Genomic DNA, 22,392 nt, shown 5'->3' with positions numbered 1-22,392 from the left:
CCCGCCTATGCCTGACTCCAATCCCGAAGCCGTCCGCCAGCTGCTCAAGCCGGCCGCTGTCCGCGAGCGCGCCCATGAGATGCTGCAGCTCGGCCTTGCCGGCAGGCTGACGCATTTCAGCGTCCATCCCGAGCGCCTGCCTGCCTGCGCGGCCTATGTGGTCGAGACGATCCGCCAGAACTATCCGGCGCTCGACATCCCCTTCCATGCCCGCTGGCGCCATTTCGTCATCGCCGGCATGGACCGCTGGAAGGTGCTGGATGCCGGAGCCCAGTTCGCCGATGTGCGGGCGCGGGCGCGCGCGGCCTACGATCTCGCCGTCGTCAGCGTCCTGCTCGATGCTGGCGCCGGCGCCGGCTGGCACTATCGCGACGCGGTGAGCGGCCAGAACATCGGCCGCTCGGAAGGGCTGGCGCTGGCCTCGCTCGACATGTTTGCTGCAGGGGCCTTCTCCAGCGATCCGGCGCAGCCGCTGCGCGTCGACAGCGAGGCGCTCAGGCATCTCGACGCCGCGGCGCTGGTCGATGGCTTCCAGGTCTCGGACAGCAATCCGCTCGTTGCTGTCGAAGGCCGCGCGGCACTGCTCAACCGTCTCGGTGAGGAGCTGGAGAAGCATGGGCTGACCCGGCCCGGCGACCTGTTCGACCGGCTGATGGAGGCGGCCGAAGGCCGCTCGATCCGCGCTGCCTATATCCTCTCGCAGGTGCTGGAGGTGCTCGGTGGCATCTGGCCGTCGCGTTTGAGCTATGCCGGCATCGCGCTCGGCGACAGCTGGAAGCATCCGCTGATCGCGCCGGGCGAGGTGACCGCCGGAATCGTGCCGTTCCACAAGCTCTCGCAATGGCTGAGCTATTCGCTGATCGAGCCGCTACAATGGGCCGGCATCCAGGTCGTCGACATCGACGAGCTCACCGGCCTGCCGGAATACCGCAATGGCGGGCTCCTGCTCGATCTCGGCGTGCTCGCGCTCAAGGACCCGGCCGATGCGGTGCGCGGCCACGAGGTCGGCTCGCAGCTCGTGGTCGAATGGCGGGCGCTGACGGTTGCGCTGCTCGACAGGATCGGCGAACTGGTGCGGGCTGAGCTCGGCCTGAGCGCCGAGCAGCTGCCGCTCGCCAAGGTGCTGGAGGGTGGCACCTGGGCCGCCGGCCGCCGCATCGCCCGCGAGAAGCGCGAGGGTGGCGGCCCGCCCTTGACCATCGTCAGCGACGGCACGGTATTCTAGATAAAGCCAAGAAGACGAAGGGGATCAGGACTGCATGACCACGAGCGTAAACGGCGTCACCATCGTCGACCACCCGCTGGTGCAGCACAAGCTGACGCTGATGCGCGAGAAGGACCGCTCGACCAAGAGCTTCCGCCAGCTCCTGAACGAGATCGGTATGCTGCTCTGCTACGAGGTCACGCGCGACCTGCCGACCGAGATGATCGAGATCGAGACGCCGCTGCAGAAGTCGATGCAGCCGGTGATTTCCGGCAAGAAGCTGGTCTTCGCGCCGATCCTGCGCGCCGGTGTCGGCTTTCTCGACGGCATGCTGGAGCTGGTTCCCGCCGCCCGCGTCGCCCATATCGGCCTCTATCGCGACCCGCAGACGCTGCAGGCGGTCGAATACTATTTCAAGGCGCCCTCCGATATTGCCGACCGCATGATCGTGGTGATGGATCCGATGCTGGCGACGGCGAACTCGGCGGTCGCGGCGGTCGATCGGCTGAAGGAGCGCGGCGCCAAGGATCTGCGCTTCGTCTGCCTGCTCGCTGCGCCTGAAGGGATCGCCCGCATGCGCGATGCCCATCCGGATGTGCGCATCTGGACTGCGGCGATCGACGAGCGTCTCAACGATCACGGCTACATCGTCCCCGGCCTCGGCGATGCCGGCGACCGGATGTTCGGCACGCGCTGACGCGTTCCCATTGAAGTCTTGGCGATATGCCCCTATCTTATGGGCATATCGCCAAGGAGTATTGCCATGGTTGCCCTGACTGCATTGGATGTCGTCGGTGGCCAGGCGGCGCTGGGTGGCCCTGCCGCCAGCAGCCGCGATCTCATCGCTGCCGTCCGCCGCGGCTTTCCGGTGCGGACGATCGAGCATGTCATCGAAAGCGGCCGGATGACGCTGACCGAGATCGACGAGCTCGTGCTGCCGCGCAAGACGCTGAGCCATCGCCGCAAGATCGGAACGCTGACCACGGAGCAGTCCGACCGGCTGATGCGCGCTGCGCGCGTCATCGCCGAGGCCGAGGTCACCTTCGGCTCGCAGGACAAGGCGGCAGCCTGGCTGCGCCGCGCGACCCTCGCGCTCGATGGCGAGAAGCCGCTGGCGCTGCTCGACACCGGTGAAGGCGCGGCGCAAGTCGAGGCACTGCTCGGCAGGATCGCGCACGGCATCGCCGCCTGATGAAGGTCTGGCGCGTCGCCCGCGCCGCCTTCGCCGACCTGAGCGGCGAGGGCGCGCGGCTCTATGGCGGTCGTTGGAATTCGCCCGGATGGCCTGTCGTCTACACCGCCGAGAATCCCGCCCTCGCCATCCTTGAGGTGCGAGTCCATCTCGACCTCACGCCGGAGCTGATTCCGGACGACTACGTCCTGATCGAGATCGAGACGGGGCCTGCGTCGATCGGCGAAGGCGATCCGGCGGCGCTGGAGCCGCAGGCGCTGGGCGATGCCTGGCTGGCTGCGGGTGCGACCGCGCTCCTGAAGGTGCCGTCCTTCATCGCACCGCGGAGCTTCAACGTCCTGGTCAATCCGCGCCATCCGGATGCGGTCGGGATCAAGGTCCTCACGACGCAACCCTTCAATTTCGACCGGCGGTTGTGGTTGCCGCTGACCAGCTGACACCACAAAAACCCGCCCCGTTGCCGGGGCGGGCCTTGTGATCCGGATGGTCACTCAGGCCTTGATGGCGCAAGCGGCAAGCGGATCAACTGGGATCACTCGATGATCTGGACTACGCGGCGGGTCTGCGGCTCGACCAGCACGGCGCGATTGTTCACCACGGTGTAGCGATAGCCGCTGGCGCGCTCGCCATATTCGGCCGGCACCTCGCGATAGACCACGCCCTGCTGCGGCAGCACGGTGCCGACCACGACCGGCTCGGCATAGGTGTAGGACGGCACGCGCTGCTCGACCACATAGGTGCGGAAGCGCGGGGTGTTGTCGCCGATGATCCCGCCGGTTACGCCGCCGACCACTGCGCCGCCGACACCGCCGACCACCGCGCCGACCGGCCCACCGACGACGGCACCGCCGACAGCACCTGCTGTCGCACCACCGACGATGCCGCTGGCCGCACCGCCCTGGGCGCCTTCGGGATTCTGGGCGAAGGCCGCAGCCGGGACGATGGCAAGGGCCGTAACCAGAGCAAGCTTCTTGAACATGACCGTTCTCCTTACAGAGGGGAAACCTCGGAGGAGGAAACGGAAAAGTGCCCGATAGGGTTCCGCTTCAAGAGTCACGAGCTGTGTACGATCGTAACCGGACCTACCGATTCTTTTGATTTTCCGGCGAGTTAGTGTCGATCACGAGCTCGATTCCTGCAGCAAGAAAATCGAAAACCTGGGTCCGTTCTGGAGCGCGCCCGGGATTGTCGAACAATTCGCTGACCGTCGCTTCCTCCGACAGGAACAGGAAATCGGCATGGTCGCCGCGCTCGGGATAGGCGTCGATCGCATGCCAGGTGCCGCGGTGGAACAGCACGCCCTCGCCATCGAGTCGGAAGGCACGGAGCGCTTCTGGCCCGGGCGGCGTTTCGGACGGTTCGGCGACCACGATGACGGCCGGCGGTCCGCCCAGCGGCTGGCGCGCCTCGGTGACGTGGAGATGCCGCTCGACCAGTGCGACCACGAAGGGCCGGGCATGATAGCGGACGATCTGCAGCCGTGGCCGGCTTTCGGCGGCGAAGGGCTGGATCCAGATGTCGTAGCCCTCGCGGCCGGTGTCACGCGCGCTCGCAGGCGACAGGACGCGGCCGTAGGGAGCGAAGGCTTCGGCGGAGAGCGGGGCGACGGGCAGGGCGATGCGGCGCATGCCGGCATCGTAATGCGCTGTGGCCAAAAGAAAACGGCGGGCCTCGCGGCCCGCCGTCCATTGATGCCTGGATCAGCCGCTCACTGCTTCGGCGCGGCGGACAGCACCGGCGAGAGCTTGTCGGCGTCGCGCTTGATCAGGGCGGCGAAGCCGGCGGGCGTACGCTCTTCCTTGGTCGGCAGCACGGTGCCGAGGTCGAGCAGGCGCTTCTTGACGGTCTCGTCGTTCAGCGCCTTGTCGAGCGCGTCGACCAGCTTGTCGACGACGTCCTTGGGCAGGCCCTTCGGCGCGGCGATGCCGTTCCAGGCTTCGATCTGGTACTCGGGCAGCCCGGCTTCCTTGGTGGTCGGGACGTCCGGCAGGGCCGGCGAGCGCTCCGCCGAGGCGATCGCATAGGCCTTGATCGTGCCGGCCTTGATCTGCTCGGCGACGCTGACGATCTGGTCGCACATGAAGTCGACCTGGCCGGAGACGAGGTCGTTCAATGCCGGGCCCGTGCCGCGATAGGCGACCGAGTTCAGCTTGGGCACGCCGAGCTGGCCTTTGAGCAGGGTGCAGGTCGTCCACGAAACCGAGCCGACGCCGGCATGGGCCTCGTTCACCTTGTCGGTGTTCGCCTTCACATAGGTGACGAACTCCTTGAGGTCCTTCGGCGCGAAGGCCTTCTTGGCGACGATCAGGATCGGCGTGCCGCCGGCGAGCCCGATCGTCTGCATGCCGTTGATCGGGTCGTATTTCAGGCCGGGATAGGTGGCGGGCGCCGCCGAGAAGGTGCCGAGATGGCCCATCGCAATGGTGTAGCCGTCCGGCGTCGCCGTTACCGCGCGGGTGATGCCGGTGGTGCCGCCGGCGCCGGCGACGTTTTCGACCACGACCTGCTGGCCGAGCGTCTTCGACATGTTCTCGCCGACGATGCGGGCGATGATGTCGGTCGGCCCGCCGGCGGCGAAGGGCACGATCATGGTGATCGGCCGCTCGGGGTACTTGGACTGGGCCTGAGCCGGCAGCGCCAAGGCGAGCGCTGCGGTGAGACTGAGGGCGAGTTTCTTCATTGGTAGTCCTCCCTGACGCGATATCCTGAAGATGGTGGAACGGGGTTGGGTGACAACCCCGTCATTCGGTGAAGACCTCTTCGCGCTTCTTCGACATCGCCGGCATCAGCGCGATGACGAGGATCGCGACGGCGACCAGCAGCAGCCCGGCCGAGATCGGCCGCTCGATGAAGGTCATGAACGAGCCGCGCGAGATGATCAGCGCCTGGCGCAGCTTCTCTTCCATCAGCTTGCCGAGCACGAAGCCGAGCAGCATCGGGGCGGGCTCGAAGCCGAGCTTGATCAGGAGGTAGCCGAACAGGCCGAACAGCGCGGTGAAGGCGACGTCGACCGGCTGGTTGTTCACCGAGTAGATGCCGATCGAGCAGAAGATCAGGATCGCCGGGAACATCAGGCGGTAGGGCACCTGCAGCAGCTTCACCCACAGCCCGACCAACGGCAGGTTGATCACCAGCAGCATCAGGTTGCCGATCCACATCGAGGCGATCATGCCCCAGAACAGGTCGGGGTTCTTGGTCATGACCTGCGGGCCGGGGATGATGCCGTGGATGGTCATCGCGCCGACCATCAGCGCCATCACCGCGTTCGGCGGGATGCCGAGCGTGAGCAGCGGGATGAAGGCGGTCTGGGCTCCGGCGTTGTTGGCCGCCTCCGGTCCGGCGACGCCTTCGATCGCGCCCTTGCCGAAGCGCGACGGGTCCTTGGCTATCTTCTTCTCCACCGTATAGCTGGCGAAGGGGCCGAGCACCGCGCCGTTGCCGGGCAGGATGCCGAGGATCGCGCCGATGCCGGTGCCGCGAACGACAGGCATGGCCGCCTGCTTGATATCGCTCCAGCCCGGCAGGAGCCGGCCGATCTTGGCGCGGACGACGTCGCGCGCCTCCGGGTTCTCCAGGTTGCGCAGCACCTCCGCGAAGCCGAATACGCCCATCGCCAGCACAGCGAAGTCGATGCCGTCGGAGAGCGGCGGGAAGCCGAAGGTCATGCGCTCCTGGCCGGTCTCGAGGTCGGTGCCGACCGTCGAGAGCAGCAGGCCCAGCATGATCATGCAGAAGGCCTTGAGGATCGAGCCGCGCGCCAGCACGACGGCAAAGCACAGGCCCATCACCATCAGCGAGAAATACTCGGCCGGCCCGAACAACAGCGCCAGCTTGGTCAGCGGCGCGCCCAGCGCCGCGATCACGACGGTGGCAACGCAGCCGGCGAAGAACGAGGCGAGCGCGGCGGTGCCGAGCGCGACGCCGGCGCGGCCCTGCCTGGCCATCTGGTGCCCGTCGAGCGTCGTCACCACGGAGGTGGCCTCGCCGGGAATGTTGACGAGGATGGCGGTGGTCGAACCGCCGTACTGGGCGCCGTAATAGATGCCGGCCAGCATGATCAGCGCGCCGACCGGATCGAGCCCGAAGGTGATCGGCAGCAGCATGGCGATGGTGGCGATCGGCCCGACGCCCGGCAGGACGCCGACCAGCGTACCGACCAGGCAGCCGACGAAGGCCAGCGCGATGTTCTGAAAGCTGAGCGCGACCGAGAAGCCGAGCCCAAGATTGGCGAACATTTCAGACATCGGTCAGATTCCCAGCAGCCAGGGCGCCAGCGGGATAGGCAGGCTCAGCGCGTATTTGAACAGGAGGGCGCAGGCAGTCGTCATCGCCACGGCGAAGATGGCGAGTTCCTTGAGCCTGACATCCTCGGCGGCGAGGCCGGCGATGAACACGACCAGGGGTCCGGACACCAGCATGCCGAGCTGGGGCACCTTGAGCGGGCCGATCTCGAAGCCGCGGATCGTCAGGCCGAAGACCACTGCCGCACCCAGCACGAAGAAGACGCCGCGCCAGGACCAGCCACTGAGCTTTTCGCCCTTGTAGCGCATCGCGTTCAGGCTGAGCAGCGCACCGAGCGCGGCGCAGATCACTGCGATCGACTTGGGCAGCATGCCCGGGCCGATCTGGCGCAACGTGCCGAGCGGCAGGTCGCGCGCCAGGAACAGCGCAAGGGCCGCCAGCCCGATCATGAACAGGCCGCCCGCGAAATCCTGCGTCGAGCGGATGCGCCAGCCTTGCGCAGCCTCGATCTTGTTCAGACTCATCAATGTCCTCCGGCTCGGGTGGTTGCAGTGCGCGGAGCAGGCTTCCTGCCGCGCCCGGTTACGCTGAACGGCAGAACGTTGCCGTCGTCGATCAGTGTCACGCTCTCGCGCAGGATGGCGAGGAAGTCGTCGCGCGCGGCCAGCTTCTGATGCGGCCGCCAGGCGACACCGACCAGCGCGCCGGGAGGCGGCGGATCGAGCAGCGCTCCGCGCAGGCGCCGCATGGTGACGCCCGGGAAGCTCAACCGCGAGACCCAGTCCGGCGCCAGCGCCATCCCGAGCCCGGCCGCGACAGCCGACATCATCGCCGGCTTCTCGGTCGCCTCGATGGTGACGTTGGGGACCGCGCCGACGCTCTCGAAATAGGCCATGACGAGGTCGTAGGCGAAGGGGCGGATGCGCTTGGAGGGCACCACGAAGGGCTCGCCGACGAGATCCTGCATGGTCAGATGCTCGCGCGCGGCGAGCGGGTGGCTCTCGCTCAGCACCACGATCGGCCGCTCGACGCGCAGGATCTCGAAGGCGCAGTCGGTCGGCTTGCGCGGCGGACGCAGCAGCGCGAGGTCGAGCTTGCCGGCCTCCAGCATCTGCACCAGCGGCGCCGTCATCGCCTCGACGAACTTGATCTCGATGCCGGGATGGCGGGAGCGGAAGGTGACGAGCGCCTCTGGCACGAAGCTCGACGATGCCGCGTCGATCGCGCCGACGCGCAGTACCTTGCTCGAGGCCAGCGAGGCCTCGCGCACGGAGCGGGAGGCGCGCTCCATCCTGACCAGGATGGCCTTGGCCTCTTCCAGCATGATCAAACCGGCGCGGGTGAGGGCGACCTGACGCGTGGTGCGGGTCAGGAGGCTGACGCCGAGCTCGTCTTCGAGCGCGCTGATCTGGCGCGAAAGCGCTGGCGGTGCAAGGCCGAGCCGCTCGGCCGCCCGGCCGAAGTGCAGCTCTTCCGCCACCGCGATGAAACATCGCAGTTGCCTCAGGTCCATGGTTGTCGCGCTCCCCTCTGGCGTATCGCTTTTTGTGATATCTGCCAGTTGTTTCGGTTATGCCCTTTAGCGCCTGTCGCCAGTTTTGCGACCCTAGAGCAATTCATAATTTATTGGCAACAAAGCTCGTTGCCGCTGGAGCGGCATCCACAGGGTGAACGCCGCTCCAGCGGTCGGGCAATACTGTAGTGGATTGATTCTTCTGAGTTTGTGGACGCCCGCGGAGCCCGGTCAAGCGGTCGGGGCGCCGGCTCGCCTCGCATTCCACAGCCCGGCAACCCGGCCGTCGATCAAGGCGAGCCCGACGAAGATCGCGGCCATGCCGGCAAAGTGGCGCGGCAGCAGCTCTTCGCCCAAGAGGCCGGAGCCGAGCAGGATGGCGCTGACCGGGATCAGGAAGGTCACCAGCATGACATTGCTCGGCCCGGCAGCGCGCATGATCCGGAAGAAGATGATGTAGGCCAGCGCCGTCGAGATCAGCGCCAGGCCGATCGCCGCGAGGACAGCCTGCTGCGAGGGCATCGGCAGCGTCCAGGGCGGATGCAGGAAGAAGACGATCGGGACGATCATGATCGTCGAGGCGGTAAGCTGTCCCGTGGCAGCGACGAGCGGCGGCAGGCCGCGGAAGCGCCGGCCGAACAGGCCGGAAAAGGCATAGGAAATCGCCGCGAGGACACAGGCGAGCTGCGCCGCCAGGTTGGAGCCGAGCCCGCCGAGCACATCGGGACCCATCAGGATGCCGACGCCGACAAGACCGGCGAGGACGCCGCCGAGCTTCAGTCCGGTCGCCTTCTCGCCGGCGAAGCAGTGCATCACCAGCACGGCAAAGACCGGCGTGGTCGCGTTCAGGATCGAGGCGAGGCCGCTGGCGATCTGCTGCTGGCCCCAGAGGAACAGGCTGAACGGGATCAGGTTGTTGAGGATGCCCATGCCGAAGAAGGCGAGCCAGATGCTGCGCCCTACCGCCATGGACTGGCCTGTGATCCGCACCACCAGCAGCAGCGACAGTGCCGCCAGCCCGACGCGGACCTGCACGACGGCGAAGGGCGGCCACTCCGCCACGGTGAGCTTGTTGAAGAAGAAAGAGCCGCCCCACAGGACCGAGAGGACGATGAGCAGGAGCCACTCGGTCGGGCCCATGCGCAGCGAGGGAGCGGAGGTCGTTTGTGTCATGACGGAAGCTGTCCTCGCAGGGCGGGTCATCCTGCGTCAGTAGGCAGCCGGGGGGAGCCCCGGCCACCCGATTTCCGTGGAGCCGCTCAGGCCGGCTCGGCGTCGCGCGCCGCCCACATCGCCTTGAAGGCGGGCCGCTGATGCAGCGCGTCGAGCCAGCCCTTGACGTTCGGAGCGGCGTCGAAGAGCTGCGTCGCCGGCTTGGCGTAGCGGATGACCTCGCCGACATTGATGTCGGCGACGGTGAAGCGTCCGCCCATGATGTGGCCGCCACCTTCGGCCAGCGCCTTGTCGAGCACCGCGAACGGCGTGGCGAGGGCCGCCAGCGCCGCGCTGACGAGGGCGGGATCGCGCTTCTCGGGCGGGTAGGCGGCGAGATGGTAGGTCAGGTTGAGCGCATGCGTCTCGCATTCGGTCGCGGCCCAGAGCGACCACATCGCCGCGAGCCCCTCTTCCTGCACATCCTTCGGCGCAACGGGGCCGCCATGCTTGCGGGCGAGATAGAGATTGATCGCCAGCGACTCGTGCAGGACGAAACCGTCATCGTCGATCGAGGGGATATGACCGTTCGGATTCACCTCGAGGAACTCGGCGCTGCGCGTGTGGACAGGTGCGTCCGGCGCGTTGGGGTCGGGCAGGCGATAGGCCTGGATCACCGGCACATGCTTGAAGGCGATGCCGAGCTCGTTGGCGAGCCAGACATTGCGCGTCGCGCGCGAGCGATAGCAGCCATAGATGGTCAGGGACATGGGCAGGGTTCCGGCGAGCGGGAAGGGGCTCCGAATCCGGCGGATGCGGAGAAGAAAATTCTACGAAGCTCAGCCGAGCTGACGCAAGGTCTCGCGGGCGATGATCAGCCGCTGGATCTCCGATGTGCCCTCGTAGATCCGGGTGATGCGGGCATCGCGCGCATAGCGCTCGACCGGGAAATCGCGGCAATAGCCGGCGCCGCCATGGATCTGGATCGCCGCGTCGGTGCAGCGATGCGCCGCCTCCGAGGCGAAGAGCTTCGCCATCGAGGCTTCTCTGGCGAAAGGCTCGCCGCGATCCTTCTTCGCGGCCGCATCGAGGATCAGCAACCGCGATGCATGCAGGTCGACCTCACGATCGGCGATCATCCACTGCAGGCCCTGGAACTCCGAGATCGCCTGGCCGAACTGCTTGCGCTCGCGGGCATAGGACTTGGCGGCGTCCATCGCGGCGCGGGCGATGCCGAGCGAGACGGAGGCGACGCCGATGCGTCCGCCGGCGAGCTCTCCGACCGCGACGCGGAAGCCGTCATTCTCCTTGCCCATCAAACTGGCGGCAGGGATGCGGGCGCCGTCGAAATGGATGGTGTTGGTGGCCGAACCGGTCTGGCCCATCTTCGTCTCGGCCTTGCCGACGCTGACGCCCGGCGTGTCGGCCGGCACCAGGAAGACCGAGATGCCCTTGCCTTTCGCCGCCTCGGGGTTGGTCACGCCCCAGACCACGAAGAGCCCGGCATATTCGCCGGAGGTGATGAAGATCTTCTCGCCGTCGAGCACGTAGGTCTCGCCGTCGCGCCGGGCGCGCAGCTTCATGCCGGCAGGGTCAGAACCCGCCCCGGCCTCGGTCAGGCAGAAGGCGCCGGCCGGGTAGGTGCCGTCAGCCAGCTTCGGCAGGTAGATCGCTTTCTGATCCTCGTTGCCCACGGCCTGGATGACTTCGCCGACCATGTTGGTCACCGAGGTCGTCACGGCCGTCGAGGCGCAGGCGGCGGCGAGCTCCTCCAGCGCCAGGGCGAAGGCGACGGTGCCGGCTTCGGTTCCGCCGAACAGCCCCTTGACGTTGAGCGCCATGAAGCCGTTCTGCGCGAGCAGCCTTAGATTGGCGAGGAATTCCGGCCGCCCCTCGCCACGGTCGAGCCGCTCGGCCAGCGGCGCCAGCCGGTCCGTCGCGAGCTTGCGGGCGCTGTCGCGGATGAGTTCTTCTTCTTCGCTGAGCGCGAACTGCATGCGGATGCTCGCCGGTCGAGGGCAGGAGGCTCGAATTGTAGAGCGGGCCGTGCCGCGCGCCAATGCGCGGCTCCGCCTTCCGCATCGTGCGTATCGCGGCGGTCCCGCCGCGCCCGTCAGCTCGCCAGCACGCGCTGCGGCGGGAAGATGACCTCGACCAGTGTGCCTTCCTTCTTGGCGCTGGTGATGGTCAGGGCGGCGCGGTTGGCTTCGACCAGCGCCTTGGTCAGGGGCAGGCCGAGGCCGGTGCCGCCGGCTTTGCGCGTGGTCGGCACCTGCCGGAACGGCTCCAGCGCCAGCTTGATCTCGTCATCGTCCATGCCGATGCCGGTGTCGCGCACCCGCAGGATCGCCTCGCCCTGGTCGCCCAGCGCGGTCGAGACGATCACCTGCCCGCCGGCATCGGTGAACTTCACCGCATTGGAGAGCAGGTTGATCACGATCTGGCGCAGCGAGCGCTCGTCGGCGACGACCGGCGGCAGCTTCGGCGCCAGGCCGGAGCGCAGCACGACGCGGCCGCGCTGCGCCTCCGGCTGCAGCAGATTGACTGCCGACAACGCGATCTCGTTCAGGTTGACGCTGACGAAGTCGAGGTCGAGCTTGCCGGCCTCGATCTTGGCGAGGTCGAGCAGGTCGTTGACCAGGCTGATGACATAGCCGCCCGACAGGTGGATGTCGCGCAGGTATTCCTTGTAGCGCTCGTTTTCGATCGGCCCGAAGCGTTCCTCGGCCATCACCTCGGCGAAGCCGATGATGGCGTTGAGCGGGGTCCTGATCTCGTGGCTGATCTTGGCGAGCACATCGGATTTCTGCGCGCTCGCCTTCTCGGCCGCCTTGCGCGCCTCGACCAACTCGCCCTCGGTCTTCTTCCAGGCGGTGATGTCGCGCAGCACCGCGCAGAACTTGCTGTCCGGTCCCTCGGCGATGCGGCCCATGGTCATGAACAGCGGGATGCGCCCGCCCTGGCGCACGCGCCCGATGACCTCGCGGCCATCGTTCATCAGCGAGGCGACGCCGCCGCCGATCAGCCCGTCGAGATAGTCGAGCGCCGGCGAATGGCTCTCCGGCGCGAAGAGCAGGGTGAAGAGCTCACCGGCGACCTCGCGCTGGTCGTAGCCGAACAACGCTTCGGCGCTCTTGTTGAGCGCGAGGATGCGCCCACGCCCGTCCACGGTGACGACGCCGTCGGTCGCGGTGTCGAGCATGGCGGAGAGCTCGGAGACGCGAGCGTCGTTCGCCTGCCCCTCCAGCCGGAGCTGCTCGACGCGAGCGGAGGCCTCTTCCTCCTCCGCCTCGAATTCGGCCGCGAGCTCCTGCTCCTCCGCCTCCTCCGGCGACAGCAGCTTGAGGGCGCCGCCCGGCACGCTGTTGCGGAAGGCCATCAGCGTCGCGGGCTCGCCCTGCCAGCTCACGCTGGAGAGCCGGCCGTCGACACTGGTCAGCCCGCCCTTGCGGCCGACCAGGATCATCGCGCCGTCGCTGCCGCGGCTCGCGCCCTTGATGAGTTTGCTGACGCCACCGGCCGAGGTGAGATCGTCGAGATCGGCATAGTCCAGCAGATCGAGCAGGGTCCGGTTGGCGTAGAGCGCCGTCTCGTCGCGATTGACCATCACCGCGATCGGCAGCCGGTCGAGAATCTCTGCATGGGCGTTGGCAACGCGCGGGCGTGGTTCGGGCGCCGCGGCAGAGGGCGACGCAGCGCTCGCCGGAGCCTCGGCGGAGACCTTCTCCTTCGCGCTGCCCGCTTCCTCGTCGGGCATGCGCAGCGGCGTCGCTGCGGGCAGGCGCGGTTCGCCGGGCTCGTCTTCCTCGCCGGCGATGCGGGCGCCGAGCGCCTTGGCGATCTCACGGAAGGCGTTGCGCTCGGCCGAGGAGAGCAGGGTCTTGGAGGGCTCCAGCACCGGGCGCACGGCGGTCAGATGGCCATTGCGCAGCGGCACGACATTGGCCGGTGGCGGCGTGGGGACCGGCTGCCGCGGCTCGCTGGCCTCCGGGGCAGCGTCGCCGTCGTCGGCTCGCGTCGTCGGAGACTCGTCGTCCGAAGCTGCGAGCTCGGCTTCAGCGTCCGGGGCCTCTACCGGCGCATCCGCTTCGGCGTCGTCGTCTTCCGAGCGTGCCTCTGTCGGTTCAACCGACCCGGCCTCGGCAATGTCGCTCAGCGCGGGCTCAGGCAGCTCTTCCGCGGCCGTTGCCTCGGCAGGGGGCGCCTCGGGGGCATCGACCTCCGGAGAGACCGAAACGGCCTCTTCTTCGAGAGCCTCCCGGTCCGGAAAAACCTCGTTGGCGGGCGAGCGGGCCAGGCCGAAACCGCGGAAGCCGGCGGGGTTGCGCTCGCCGTCGAACAGCGGGAAGCCGGAGAGCTCGATCCGGGCACCTTCGCCGGCGCCGACACGCCAGAGCACGGCGCGGCCGCTCCAGGTCGAGGAGGTCGCGAGACGTGCGGCCAGGTCGCCATCGAGATCGACGACATCGCTCGCGAGCAAGGCGGACCAGTTGCGCCCCTGCGTCGCGCCTGCCGCCTCCAGGCCGACGAGCTCCGCGAAATCCTGCGACAGGCTGATCAGCGTCCCGCCGAGATCGCTCTCCCACAGGAAGCGCAGATTGGCGCGGCGCGGTTGCTCGACTGATTCGGCCTGGCCACCTGCGTCCGCAGTGGCGGGCCCAACCGCCGGAGCGATGGGAGTGCGCGGCTCTTCCTTCGGCACGGTGATGCCGAGGCGCCGCAGCTCGGAGGCGGTGACGCCGACGGCCAGCACTGGACCGGAATCGGTCTCGATTCGCTTGCAGCCGCAGGTCACGAGCCCGGTCAGCGACGCGCCGAGCCGCAATCTTTCGAGCCTGAGCGCAGTCGGCGAGGCGAGCCCGCCGGCAAGCAGGCGCAGGCGTTCGCGTGTCGCCATGGGCAGCTTAGCCGCGCCGCCGAAGGCGTCGAGCAGGGCCCGGCCGCCGCCGTTGGCGAAGGCCGGCGCATCGCTGCCGGCCGGCCAGAGCAGCAGCGCGCCTTCGCCGGCGAAGCCCGCGAGTGCGGGATCCTGCGCCAGCGCGCCGGCAACGCCGTTCCAATCCCGTCCGGATTCGCTCATCCCGCTCCGCTCAACCTGCTGACGACTCCAGCCCGCGCGAATATGCCTAACAAATCTTTAATAACCGCGCGAGCGGGGCGAATCCATGCGGGAACCCTGCCTCTCCCCTGACGTTTCCAAACAGCGTTAATATGGCTTGCGTTGCCCTTGCAGGGGCGGCGTTGTCATTGCACTGCAATAATGATATTGCAGTGCACAATAGCGGCGTGACGTCGGCGACGGCGAAGACGCTGGGCTCAGTCGCAGGAGGACCACCATGGACGGCAAGAACCCCTACGAAGTCCCCGCCGAAATGCGCGATTTCGCCGAGAAGAGCGTCGATCAGGCCCGCAAGGCTTTCGACGGTTTCATCGGCGCCGCCCAGAAGGCCGTCGACAGCGCTCATGGCTCGGCCGAGTCGACTCGCGTCAACGTCCAGGACATGACCAAGAAGGCGATGTCCTACGCCGAGAACAACATCGCGGCCGCCTTCGACCTTGCTAACAAGCTCGTCAAGTCGAAGGACATGAACGAGGTGCTCCAGCACCAGTCCGAGTTCCTCAAGGCCCAGATGGCCGCGCTGCAGACGCAGCTCAAGGATGTCGGCACGAGCGTGCAGGACGCCGCCAAGAAGGCAGCCGAGACCGCCGCCAAGGCGACCAAGCTGAAGTGAAGCCTTGAGCGCCGCGGGTGCGGAGCGGGCTTTCACGACGAAGCGGCCGGGCGCCGGCGCAGGCGTACTCGATCGGGATGAGACATCCCGCGGGGCCTGCCTGGGCCCGGTTTCGTCGATCGCGCAGGTTCGCCTGCCGGAACCGTGAAGGAGAGATCCGATGGCTAAGCAGACTACCCCCGGCAAGGCGCCGATCAGCCTCGCGCCGGTCAAGGCGCTGAGCGAGCCGACGCCGCTCGCACCGGCCGCGCCCGTCAAGGCCCCCGAGGCGAAGCTCGTGGAAGCCAGGCCCCTGGAAGCCAAGCCGGTGGACACCAAGCCCGTGGACACCAAGTCCACGCTGGCGGTGAAGCCTGTCGCCGCACCGCTCACGCCTGCGCCGGTCGCCAAGGTCGAGGCCAAGTCTGCTGCTCCGGTGTCTGCTGCTCCGGTGTCCGCTGCTCCCAAGGTTGCCGCTCCCGTGCCGACGGCCCCGCAACCCGCCGCCCAGCCGGTGGTGAAGCCTGCTGCCGTTGCTATCGCCGCGTCCGCAACGAAGCCCGTCGCGAAGCCTGCTGCCGAGCCCGCCAAGCGCACCGCCCCGCTGAAGATCAAGATCGCGAAGCCGGCCGCCAAGGTCGCCGCTCCCGCGGTGAAGATTGAAGCCGCCAAGGCCGCGCCCGCCAAGCTCGCGCCCGCCAAGCCGGCGTCCGTGCCTGCACCGGCCAAGCTCTCCGCCGAGCCGATCAAGGTGCAGCCCGCTCCCGCCAAGGTCGAGCCCGCCAAGGTCGAGCTGGTTGCGGCGAAGCCGGTGGCTCCTGTTGTGGCCAAGCCCACGCCCGCCCCGGTCAAGCTCGTCGAGGCTCCCGAGCCGGCTGCTGCGCCTGCCGTTGCCTCGCCTGTCGCTGTCAAGCCGGTCGAAGCGCCGAAGCCGGTTGCGGTCGCTCCCTTCTCGGCTGCCGCCTGGCTGGAGCCGACCCTGGCGCTGACGCGTGCCTTCGGCGCCGTCCAGGCCAAGGTGCTCGACCATGCCTGCGCCGAGCTGAAGGCGACGCTGGGCGAGGTCGAGACCCTGGCCCGCACGCAGAGTACCGCGGATGCGGTCGCGCTCCAGGCCAAGGCCTTCCGCCGCAGCTATGAATCCTTTGCCGCTCATCTCGGCGATCTCGCCGCGACGGCGCGCCAGGAGCTGCCGCGTCGCTGATTTCGAAAGCCGGCGCGGTTTTCCGCGCGCCGGCTCGCATTTCGCCGTTGCATTCGGTGAGGCGTGGCACTAGGTTCCGCGCCGTCGCCGGACTGCTTCCAAGCGCCGCGACATCAGGCGCAAGCCGTGCAGCCATAGCTCAGTTGGTTAGAGCGCTAGATTGTGGATCTAGAGGTCCCCCGTTCAAGCCGGGGTGGCTGTACCATCTTTCTCTTCTGTACCGATCCTTCCCGAGATTGCGCGTGTGCCCTGCGCTGGCCTAGCTTGCCGCGCGGCTTCGAGCCGCAAGCCTCGGGAGCACGCCATGCCCAGCAAGATCGATCTTCTCAACCCGGCCTCGCTCTCGCCGCCGACCGGCTATTCGCACCTCGCCATCGTCAAGGCGGAGCGGCAGGTTCATGTCTCCGGCCAGGTCGCTTACGACCCGATGGGCAAGGTGGTGGGAGAGGGCGACATCGCCGCCCAGGCCGAGCAGGTCTATGCCAATCTCGCCGCGGCGCTGGCTGCTGCCGGGACAGACTTCACCAAGGTGTTCAAGCTGGTGACCTATGTCGTCGATCTCTCGACCGAGAAGGCTGTCGCCGTGCGCAAGGTGCGGATGAAGTATCTCGGCGACGGCCCTTATCCTGCGAGCACCATGGTCGGGGTCACGGCGCTGGTCGATCCGCGCCTCCTCATCGAGATCGAGGCGATCGCCGCGCTGGATTGAGCGCCGGCCGGGCGGGACTTGCGACGGGGCGCGCCGCTCGCCATATCCGGTTCACGCGGTTGGGTTCGCCTTTCGCGTTCGGGGCGCTGCGCAAGCGGGCTCCGGTTGTTCCAGAGGCGCCTTTCAAGGGCTTCGTGATGACGCGTCCGCCTAGCCTGTCGCATCCCTTCCTGCTCGGGTTCGACGATATCGAGCGGGCTCTCGACCGGGTCGCCAAAGGCGCCGGCGATGGCTATCCGCCCTATAATATCGAGCGCATGCCGCGCACCGAGGATGAGCCCGACAAGCTCAGGATCACGCTCGCGGTGGCCGGATTCTCGCGCGAACAGCTCGAGATCACGCTGGAGGAAAACCAGCTGACCATCCGCGGCCGTCAGGTCGACGACAAGACGCGGCATTTCCTGCATCGCGGCATCGCCGCGCGGCAGTTCCAGCGCTCCTTCCTGCTTGCCGATGGCATGCATGTTCTAGGCGCGGATCTCTCGAACGGGCTGCTCGCCATCGACCTGGCCCGTCCGGAACCGGAACGGCTCGTCCGGCGTATCGATATCATGAGCCGCGACTAGGGGCCTGGAGAAGGCGCTTCGTAGACGTCAGTTCGAGGAGGCATGCGGTTTGCCTTCCGTTCATGATCAAGGATGCACAATCAAACCGCCTCGCACTGCTCTGAAGGAGGGCGCGATGACTGAGACCAGAGAGACCCCCCTGACCACGGCCGAATTCGCCGCCCTCGGCAATGGCCAGGTCGCCTATCTCAAGCCGATCATGTCGGATGAGTTGGCTCGCATCTTCCCGCAGGCGCCGGAGATCGAGCCCGGACTGCAGCTGTTCGCGCTGCTCTCGGCCGATGGCGCACCGATCCTAGTGACCGATTCCCGCGAGGCCGCGACGGCCAACGCCTGGGAGCACGATCTCAGGATGGTCAGCCTGCACTGACGCGCCGCGTTTACGCCGCCGCGGGGGCGATGCCCTCGACGGCGGCGATCAGGCGCGCGATGTCCTCGGGTGTCGACAGGCGATGATTGCCATCCTTGATCATCGTCAGCACGACCGGATCGTGCGGCAGATGCTCCACCAGCTTGAGCGCCTGGCCATAGGGCACGTCGGGATCCTTCATGCCCTGCAGGATATGGATGGGGCAGCCGGTCTCGAGCGGCTGCCCGAAGAGGAGATGGCGCCGCCCGTCCTCGATCAGTGCCCGCGTAATCGGCATAGGTTCGGGCGAATATTCCGACGGCCGCTGCCAGACACCTTCATTGACGATCGTCTGGCGGATCGCCTCCGGCATCTGCGCCCACATCAATTCCTCGGTGAAATCGACGGCCGGCGCGATCAGTACCAGGCCAGTCGGCCGCAGCCGCGGTTCTGCTTGACGAAGGCGCAGCGTCGCCAGCAGCGCAACCCAGCCGCCCATCGACGAGCCGACCAGGATGGCGGGGTCCTGCGTATGGGCGGCGAGAACCGCCTGCGCATCCTCGAGCCAATGCGACATGGTCCACTGGGCGAAGTCGCCGCTCGATTCGCCATGGCCGGCATAGTCGAAGCGGATGAAGGCGCGCCCCGTGCGCTCGGCCCAAGCGGCGAGCGCTTCGGCCTTGGTCGCCCGCATGTCCGAGCGCAAACCGCCGAGCCAGACCACCGGCGGGCCGTTGCCTGCCTGCGTCAGCACTGCGATCTCGCGGCGCTCCGCATCAGTGCCGACGCTCAAAAATTGCGGCTCAGGCCTCGTCACCCTATGCTCTCCTGTGGTGAACCGGGTGAAAGCAGGCGCGTCCCTGCTGCAATACCGCCCGATTTGGTCATCATCTGAACCCGATAGCACCCGCGAGTCGCCAAGCAGAAGGCCTTTTCAAGCAGTGAGCACCTCCCTGCGTTCCGGCGCGCAATTATCCCTGCCTTCGACCGAGACGCATCCGCTCGCCGGGCGCACCGTGCTGCAGATCATCCCGGATCTGGAAGCGGGGGGTGCCGAGCGCACCGCCGTCGACATTGCCGCGGGGCTGACCGAGGTCGGTGCGCGGGCGCTGGTCGCGACGGAGGGCGGACGGCTCGTCGCCGAATTGCAGGCCAAGGGCGGCATCTGGCTGCCCTTTCCGGCGGCGGCCAAGAACCCGCTCTCGATGCTGCTCAACGTGCGCACCTTCGCGCTGCTCTGCAAGCGCGAACGGGTCGACCTCGTCCATGCCCGCTCGCGGGCGCCGGCCTGGGTCGCGCTCGCGGCGACACGGGCCCTGAAGCTGCCCTTCGTCACGACCTATCACGGCTCCTACAACGCCCGCTCGACGGTGAAGAACCTCTACAATTCGGTGATGGCGCGCAGCGACGTCGTCATCGCCAATTCCGGCTACACCGCCGACCTGATCCGTGCCCGCCACCCCTTTGCCCGCGAGCGCATCCGCGTCGTCCATCGCGGCACCGATTTCTCGGCCTTCGCGCCGTCGGCCGTGAGTCCCGAACGGATCAGCGCCCTGCGCAGCGCCTGGGGCGTCGAGCCGCATCAGCGCATCGTGCTGTTGCCCGGCCGGCTCACCGGCTGGAAGGGGCAGAAGGTGCTGATCGAGGCGGCGCGCCAGTTGCGCGATGCCGGCGACGTGGACACCGCTTTCATCCTCGCCGGTGATGCGCAGGGCCGCGACGGCTATGTCCGCGAGCTCGACGACGCCATCGCCAGGGCCGGACTCGAGGGCCGGGTCCGCCGCGTCGGCCATTGCTCGGACATGCCTGCCGCCTTCCTGGCGGCTGCCGTGGTCGCCGTGCCCTCGACCGAGCCGGAGGCGTTCGGCCGCGTCGCCGTCGAGGCGCAGGCCATGGGCACGCCGGTCGTCGTCTCCAATCTCGGCGCCGTACCGGAGACGGTGCTGGCGCCGCCGCAGGTCACGCCGCAGGAGCGTAGCGGCTGGCATGTGCCGCCCGACGATGCGGCGGGGCTCGCCGAGGCCCTGCGCGAGGCGCTGGCGCTGCGGCCCTCCGCCCGCGACGCGCTGGCGCGGCGCGCCCGGCTGCATGTCGAGCGCCATTTCTCGCTGGCTTCGATGGTCAACGACACACTCGACGTCTATTGCGCCCTGCTCGGGCGCTGAACCCGCCTGATCCATTGACAACGCTTCGCGTTGTGCAATGTGTCTCACCAACGGCGCGATGCGCCAGTCACAGGAGAATACAGCCATTCGTCGTCCCTTCCGTGCCGCACCAGCTCCCGTCAAGGACGGTCCCCGCGCCAACCGTGACATTCGTGGCGTCCGCGACGTCCAGCTCATCGACGATACCGGCGCCAACCGTGGCGTGGTCTCGTTCTTCGACGCGCTCAAGATTGCCGAGGATGCCGGTCTCGACCTGGTCGAGATCGCCCCCAATTCTGTGCCTCCCGTCTGCAAGATCCTCGATTACGGCCGCTTCCGCTTTCTCGAGCAGAAGAAGGCGTCCGAGGCGCGCAAGAAGCAGCGCACCATCGAGATCAAGGAAATCAAGCTTCGTCCGGGCATCGACAAGCACGATTACGAAGTGAAGATGAAGGCGATGCACGGCTTCTTCGAGGAAGGCGACAAGGTGAAGGTCACCCTGCGCTTCCGTGGCCGCGAGATGGCGCACCAGGATCTCGGTGTGAAGGTGCTGGAACGCGTCAAGGTCGATACGGCCGAAGTCGCCAAGGTCGAGAGCGACTGGCAGCTCGAAGGTCGTCAGATGGTCATGGTGCTCGCGCCCAGGTAAGCGCGGGTATCGCAACGATGAAAAAAGGGCGCACTGTCAGGTGCGCCCTTTTTCGTTCAGCTCAGCAGGCGCTTGAGCTTGCGCACGGCGCTGTCCGGCGTCGTCAGCACCGGCTTGCCTGTCGCGGCGGCGACCGCTGGTTCCGCTCGGGCGAGGCTGAACTGCGCCAGAGCGATCGCGTCGCAATCGGCCAGGTCGGCTGCGGCCAGCGCTGCCAGCCGGTCATGCTCGGGCCCGTCGCTACGGTCGAGGGCGGCGAGCGCGCCTCCCGCAAGCTTCGGGGTGACCGTCAGCGATCCCGGAAACTCCGGCGGCATCGATTGCAGCGTCGGCGCGAAGCTGGCGAGGAGCCCGATCCGGCCGCCGATCGCCATGGCTTCCTCGATCATCGCCTCGTTCGGCTTCAGCACCGGCAGCGGGGCAAGGGCGTGCTGCACCGCCTCGATGCAGGGGCCGAAGGCCGAGCAGGTGAAGAGGATGCCGTCGGCGCCGGTCGCCCGCGCATAGCCGGCAAGGCTCAGGAAGCGCCCGGTCATCGCCTCGGTGATCTGTCCGTCGCGGGCGAGATCGGCCGAGAGGCTGTCGTCGAGCAGGTTCATCAGCGTGGCCTCAGGCCACAGCCGCGCGAACGCCGCCTCGATCGGAGGCGGCGAATGGCGCAGGGCGTGGATCAGAGCGATCCGCATCAGCGAATGGGATGCGGGTATTGCAGCCCACCCCTGGAGGCGAGGTCGTTGAGCCCGCGCTTCAACTGCAGCTTGGAGCCCGCGCCGACATTGCGCTCGAAGCTCTCGCCGTAATTGCCGACATGCTTGATCACGCGATAGGCCCAGTCATTGCTCAGGCCGAGGCCCTCGCCGAATTTGCCCTCGGTGCCCAGCAGGCGCTTGATCTCCGGATTGCCCGATTTCAGCATCTCGTCGACATTAGCCTTGGTCACGCCGAGCTCCTCAGCGTTGAGCATGGCGTAATGCGTCCACTTGACCAGGTTGAACCAGCTCTCGTCGCCGCGCTTCACCGCCGGGCCGAGCGGCTCGCGCGAGATCAGCGTCGGCAGGATGACGAAATCGTCCGGCTTGGAGAATTTGAGCCGCTCGGCGGCAAGGCCGGAGGTGTCGGTGGTGAAGGCGTCGCAGCGCCCAGCCTCCAGCGCCTTCACACCCTCCTCATTGGTGGAAAAGCCAATGATCTCGTATTTGAGTTTGTTGGCGCGGAAGAAGTCGGCGAGGTTGAGCTCGGTCGTCGTGCCCTGCGTCACGCAGATCGAGGCGCCGTTCAGCCCCTTCGCTTCGGTGACCCCGAGCGACTTGCGCACCATGAAACCCTGCCCGTCGAAATAGTTGATGATCGGCCAGGACATGCCGGCCGAGGTGTCGCGGGACATGGTGTAGGTGGCGTTGCGGGCGAGCATGTCGACCTCGCCGGTCTGCACCACGACGAAGCGCATCTGTGGTGTCGTCGGGACGAACTTGATCTTGTTCGGGTCGTTGAAGACCGCCGAGGCGACGGCGCGGCAAAGATCGATGTCGAGCCCGTCCCAGCGCCCGTCCGGCCCCTGCATGCCGAAGCCGGGCAAGGCGATGTGGTTGCCGCAGGTCAGCTCGCCGCGCGCCTTGACGCGGTCGAGCGTGCCGGTCTGGGCGTTGGCCACGCCGGCAAGACCGAGCGTGGCAAGTCCGGCGAAGAGCAGATGTTTCAGCTGCTTGGTTTTCATGGCAGTTCCCCTGTGGTGGTCGCTACGGGCTCTTGATGGCCCG

The 22,392-nt window shown here is 67.6% G+C and carries 24 protein-coding genes and 1 tRNA gene; 12 read left to right on the top strand and 13 right to left on the bottom strand.

Going from position 1 to position 22,392, the window contains the following annotated elements:
- Positions 1–7: 7 nt before the first annotated feature.
- The 4 genes from ASE66_RS01480 (at position 8) to ASE66_RS01465 (ending at position 2,833) form a co-directional block, all read left to right on the top strand.
- Positions 8–1,225 carry a URC4/urg3 family protein gene (locus ASE66_RS01480; RefSeq protein WP_057187800.1) on the top strand — a complete coding sequence of 406 codons (1,218 nt, stop codon included), beginning with the start codon at positions 8–10 and terminating at the stop codon, positions 1,223–1,225.
- Positions 1,226–1,259: 34 nt separating this feature from the next.
- Positions 1,260–1,901 (top strand): uracil phosphoribosyltransferase, encoded by a 642-nt coding sequence (upp, locus tag ASE66_RS01475; protein WP_057187799.1) that lies wholly within the window; start codon positions 1,260–1,262, stop codon positions 1,899–1,901.
- 66 nt (positions 1,902–1,967) lie between these two features.
- On the top strand, positions 1,968–2,396 hold the full coding sequence (locus ASE66_RS01470) for an antitoxin Xre/MbcA/ParS toxin-binding domain-containing protein (protein ID WP_057187798.1): 429 nt from the start codon (positions 1,968–1,970) through the stop codon (positions 2,394–2,396).
- The gene (locus ASE66_RS01465) at positions 2,396–2,833 is read left to right on the top strand and encodes an RES family NAD+ phosphorylase (protein ID WP_057187797.1); all 438 of its coding nucleotides are present in this window, start codon (positions 2,396–2,398) and stop codon (positions 2,831–2,833) included. The genes ASE66_RS01470 and ASE66_RS01465 overlap by 1 nt, the downstream gene beginning before the upstream one ends.
- 95 nt (positions 2,834–2,928) lie before the next feature.
- Here ASE66_RS01465 and ASE66_RS01460 read toward each other — a convergent pair whose 3' ends face one another.
- From ASE66_RS01460 to ASE66_RS01415, 10 genes are all read right to left on the bottom strand, one after another.
- Positions 2,929–3,375 carry a DUF1236 domain-containing protein gene (locus tag ASE66_RS01460; RefSeq protein WP_057187796.1) on the bottom strand — a complete coding sequence of 149 codons (447 nt, stop codon included), beginning with the start codon at positions 3,373–3,375 and terminating at the stop codon, positions 2,929–2,931.
- A 103-nt stretch (positions 3,376–3,478) separates the two neighbouring features.
- A complete protein-coding gene (locus ASE66_RS01455; RefSeq protein ID WP_057187795.1) occupies positions 3,479–4,024 on the bottom strand; it encodes an ureidoglycolate lyase in 546 nt (181 codons plus the stop codon).
- Between the two features lie 80 nt (positions 4,025–4,104).
- Positions 4,105–5,076, bottom strand: coding sequence for a tripartite tricarboxylate transporter substrate-binding protein (locus ASE66_RS01450; RefSeq protein WP_057187794.1), 972 nt, complete (start codon positions 5,074–5,076; stop codon positions 4,105–4,107).
- 61 nt (positions 5,077–5,137) lie between these two features.
- Entirely contained in the window at positions 5,138–6,640 is a 1,503-nt protein-coding gene (locus ASE66_RS01445) for a tripartite tricarboxylate transporter permease (protein ID WP_057187793.1), read from the bottom strand.
- A 3-nt stretch (positions 6,641–6,643) separates the two neighbouring features.
- Complete coding sequence (locus tag ASE66_RS01440) at positions 6,644–7,162, bottom strand: tripartite tricarboxylate transporter TctB family protein (protein WP_057187792.1); 519 nt, start codon at positions 7,160–7,162, stop codon at positions 6,644–6,646.
- Positions 7,162–8,151: a LysR family transcriptional regulator gene (locus tag ASE66_RS01435; protein ID WP_057187791.1), complete on the bottom strand. Its 990-nt coding sequence runs from the start codon at positions 8,149–8,151 to the stop codon at positions 7,162–7,164. The genes ASE66_RS01440 and ASE66_RS01435 overlap by 1 nt, the downstream gene beginning before the upstream one ends.
- Positions 8,152–8,382: 231 nt before the next feature.
- Positions 8,383–9,324, bottom strand: coding sequence for a DMT family transporter (locus ASE66_RS01430; protein WP_244494768.1), 942 nt, complete (start codon positions 9,322–9,324; stop codon positions 8,383–8,385).
- An 86-nt stretch (positions 9,325–9,410) separates the two neighbouring features.
- Entirely contained in the window at positions 9,411–10,073 is a 663-nt protein-coding gene (locus tag ASE66_RS01425; protein ID WP_057187790.1) for a glutathione S-transferase family protein, read from the bottom strand.
- 69 nt (positions 10,074–10,142) lie between these two features.
- A complete protein-coding gene (locus ASE66_RS01420) occupies positions 10,143–11,300 on the bottom strand; it encodes an acyl-CoA dehydrogenase family protein (protein ID WP_057187789.1) in 1,158 nt (385 codons plus the stop codon).
- A 116-nt stretch (positions 11,301–11,416) separates the two neighbouring features.
- Entirely contained in the window at positions 11,417–14,383 is a 2,967-nt protein-coding gene (locus tag ASE66_RS01415) for a PAS domain-containing sensor histidine kinase (protein WP_057187788.1), read from the bottom strand.
- Positions 14,384–14,639: 256 nt separating this feature from the next.
- On the opposite strand from ASE66_RS01415, the gene ASE66_RS01410 reads away from it, so the two are divergent.
- The 6 genes from ASE66_RS01410 to ASE66_RS01385 all read left to right on the top strand — a co-directional run bounded on the left by ASE66_RS01410 (position 14,640) and on the right by ASE66_RS01385 (position 17,863).
- Positions 14,640–15,035 (top strand): phasin, encoded by a 396-nt coding sequence (locus tag ASE66_RS01410; RefSeq protein WP_057187787.1) that lies wholly within the window; start codon positions 14,640–14,642, stop codon positions 15,033–15,035.
- Between the two features lie 160 nt (positions 15,036–15,195).
- Positions 15,196–16,218 (top strand): hypothetical protein, encoded by a 1,023-nt coding sequence (locus tag ASE66_RS01405; protein WP_057187786.1) that lies wholly within the window; start codon positions 15,196–15,198, stop codon positions 16,216–16,218.
- Positions 16,219–16,346: 128 nt separating this feature from the next.
- A tRNA-His gene (locus tag ASE66_RS01400) sits at positions 16,347–16,423 on the top strand.
- Positions 16,424–16,522: 99 nt separating this feature from the next.
- The gene (locus tag ASE66_RS01395; protein WP_057187785.1) at positions 16,523–16,927 is read left to right on the top strand and encodes a RidA family protein; all 405 of its coding nucleotides are present in this window, start codon (positions 16,523–16,525) and stop codon (positions 16,925–16,927) included.
- A gap of 137 nt (positions 16,928–17,064) precedes the next feature.
- On the top strand, positions 17,065–17,493 hold the full coding sequence (locus tag ASE66_RS01390) for an Hsp20 family protein (RefSeq protein ID WP_057188631.1): 429 nt from the start codon (positions 17,065–17,067) through the stop codon (positions 17,491–17,493).
- A gap of 115 nt (positions 17,494–17,608) precedes the next feature.
- Positions 17,609–17,863 carry a DUF1150 family protein gene (locus ASE66_RS01385; RefSeq protein WP_057187784.1) on the top strand — a complete coding sequence of 85 codons (255 nt, stop codon included), beginning with the start codon at positions 17,609–17,611 and terminating at the stop codon, positions 17,861–17,863.
- A gap of 10 nt (positions 17,864–17,873) precedes the next feature.
- Here ASE66_RS01385 and ASE66_RS01380 read toward each other — a convergent pair whose 3' ends face one another.
- Entirely contained in the window at positions 17,874–18,659 is a 786-nt protein-coding gene (locus ASE66_RS01380; RefSeq protein WP_057187783.1) for an alpha/beta hydrolase, read from the bottom strand.
- Between the two features lie 124 nt (positions 18,660–18,783).
- Between ASE66_RS01380 and ASE66_RS01375 the strand changes: the two genes are divergently transcribed.
- Complete coding sequence (locus ASE66_RS01375) at positions 18,784–20,007, top strand: glycosyltransferase family 4 protein (RefSeq protein WP_244494767.1); 1,224 nt, start codon at positions 18,784–18,786, stop codon at positions 20,005–20,007.
- A gap of 58 nt (positions 20,008–20,065) precedes the next feature.
- On the top strand, positions 20,066–20,635 hold the full coding sequence (gene infC, locus ASE66_RS01370) for a translation initiation factor IF-3 (protein WP_057188629.1): 570 nt from the start codon (positions 20,066–20,068) through the stop codon (positions 20,633–20,635).
- Between the two features lie 56 nt (positions 20,636–20,691).
- On the opposite strand, the gene ASE66_RS01365 is transcribed toward infC, so the two are convergent.
- Both ASE66_RS01365 and ASE66_RS01360 read right to left on the bottom strand, forming a co-directional pair.
- Positions 20,692–21,321 carry an aspartate/glutamate racemase family protein gene (locus ASE66_RS01365; protein ID WP_156411984.1) on the bottom strand — a complete coding sequence of 210 codons (630 nt, stop codon included), beginning with the start codon at positions 21,319–21,321 and terminating at the stop codon, positions 20,692–20,694.
- Positions 21,321–22,349, bottom strand: coding sequence for an amino acid ABC transporter substrate-binding protein (locus ASE66_RS01360; protein ID WP_156411983.1), 1,029 nt, complete (start codon positions 22,347–22,349; stop codon positions 21,321–21,323). Before ASE66_RS01360 ends, ASE66_RS01365 begins: the two co-directional genes overlap by 1 nt.
- Between the last annotated feature and the right edge of the window lie 43 nt (positions 22,350–22,392).

Source organism: Allobosea sp. Root483D1 (assembly GCF_001429505.1).
GTDB lineage: Bacteria > Pseudomonadota > Alphaproteobacteria > Rhizobiales > Beijerinckiaceae > Allobosea.
The sequence above is the reverse complement of the archived record's forward strand: the minus strand, read 5'-3'. Positions and strand labels throughout refer to the sequence as shown.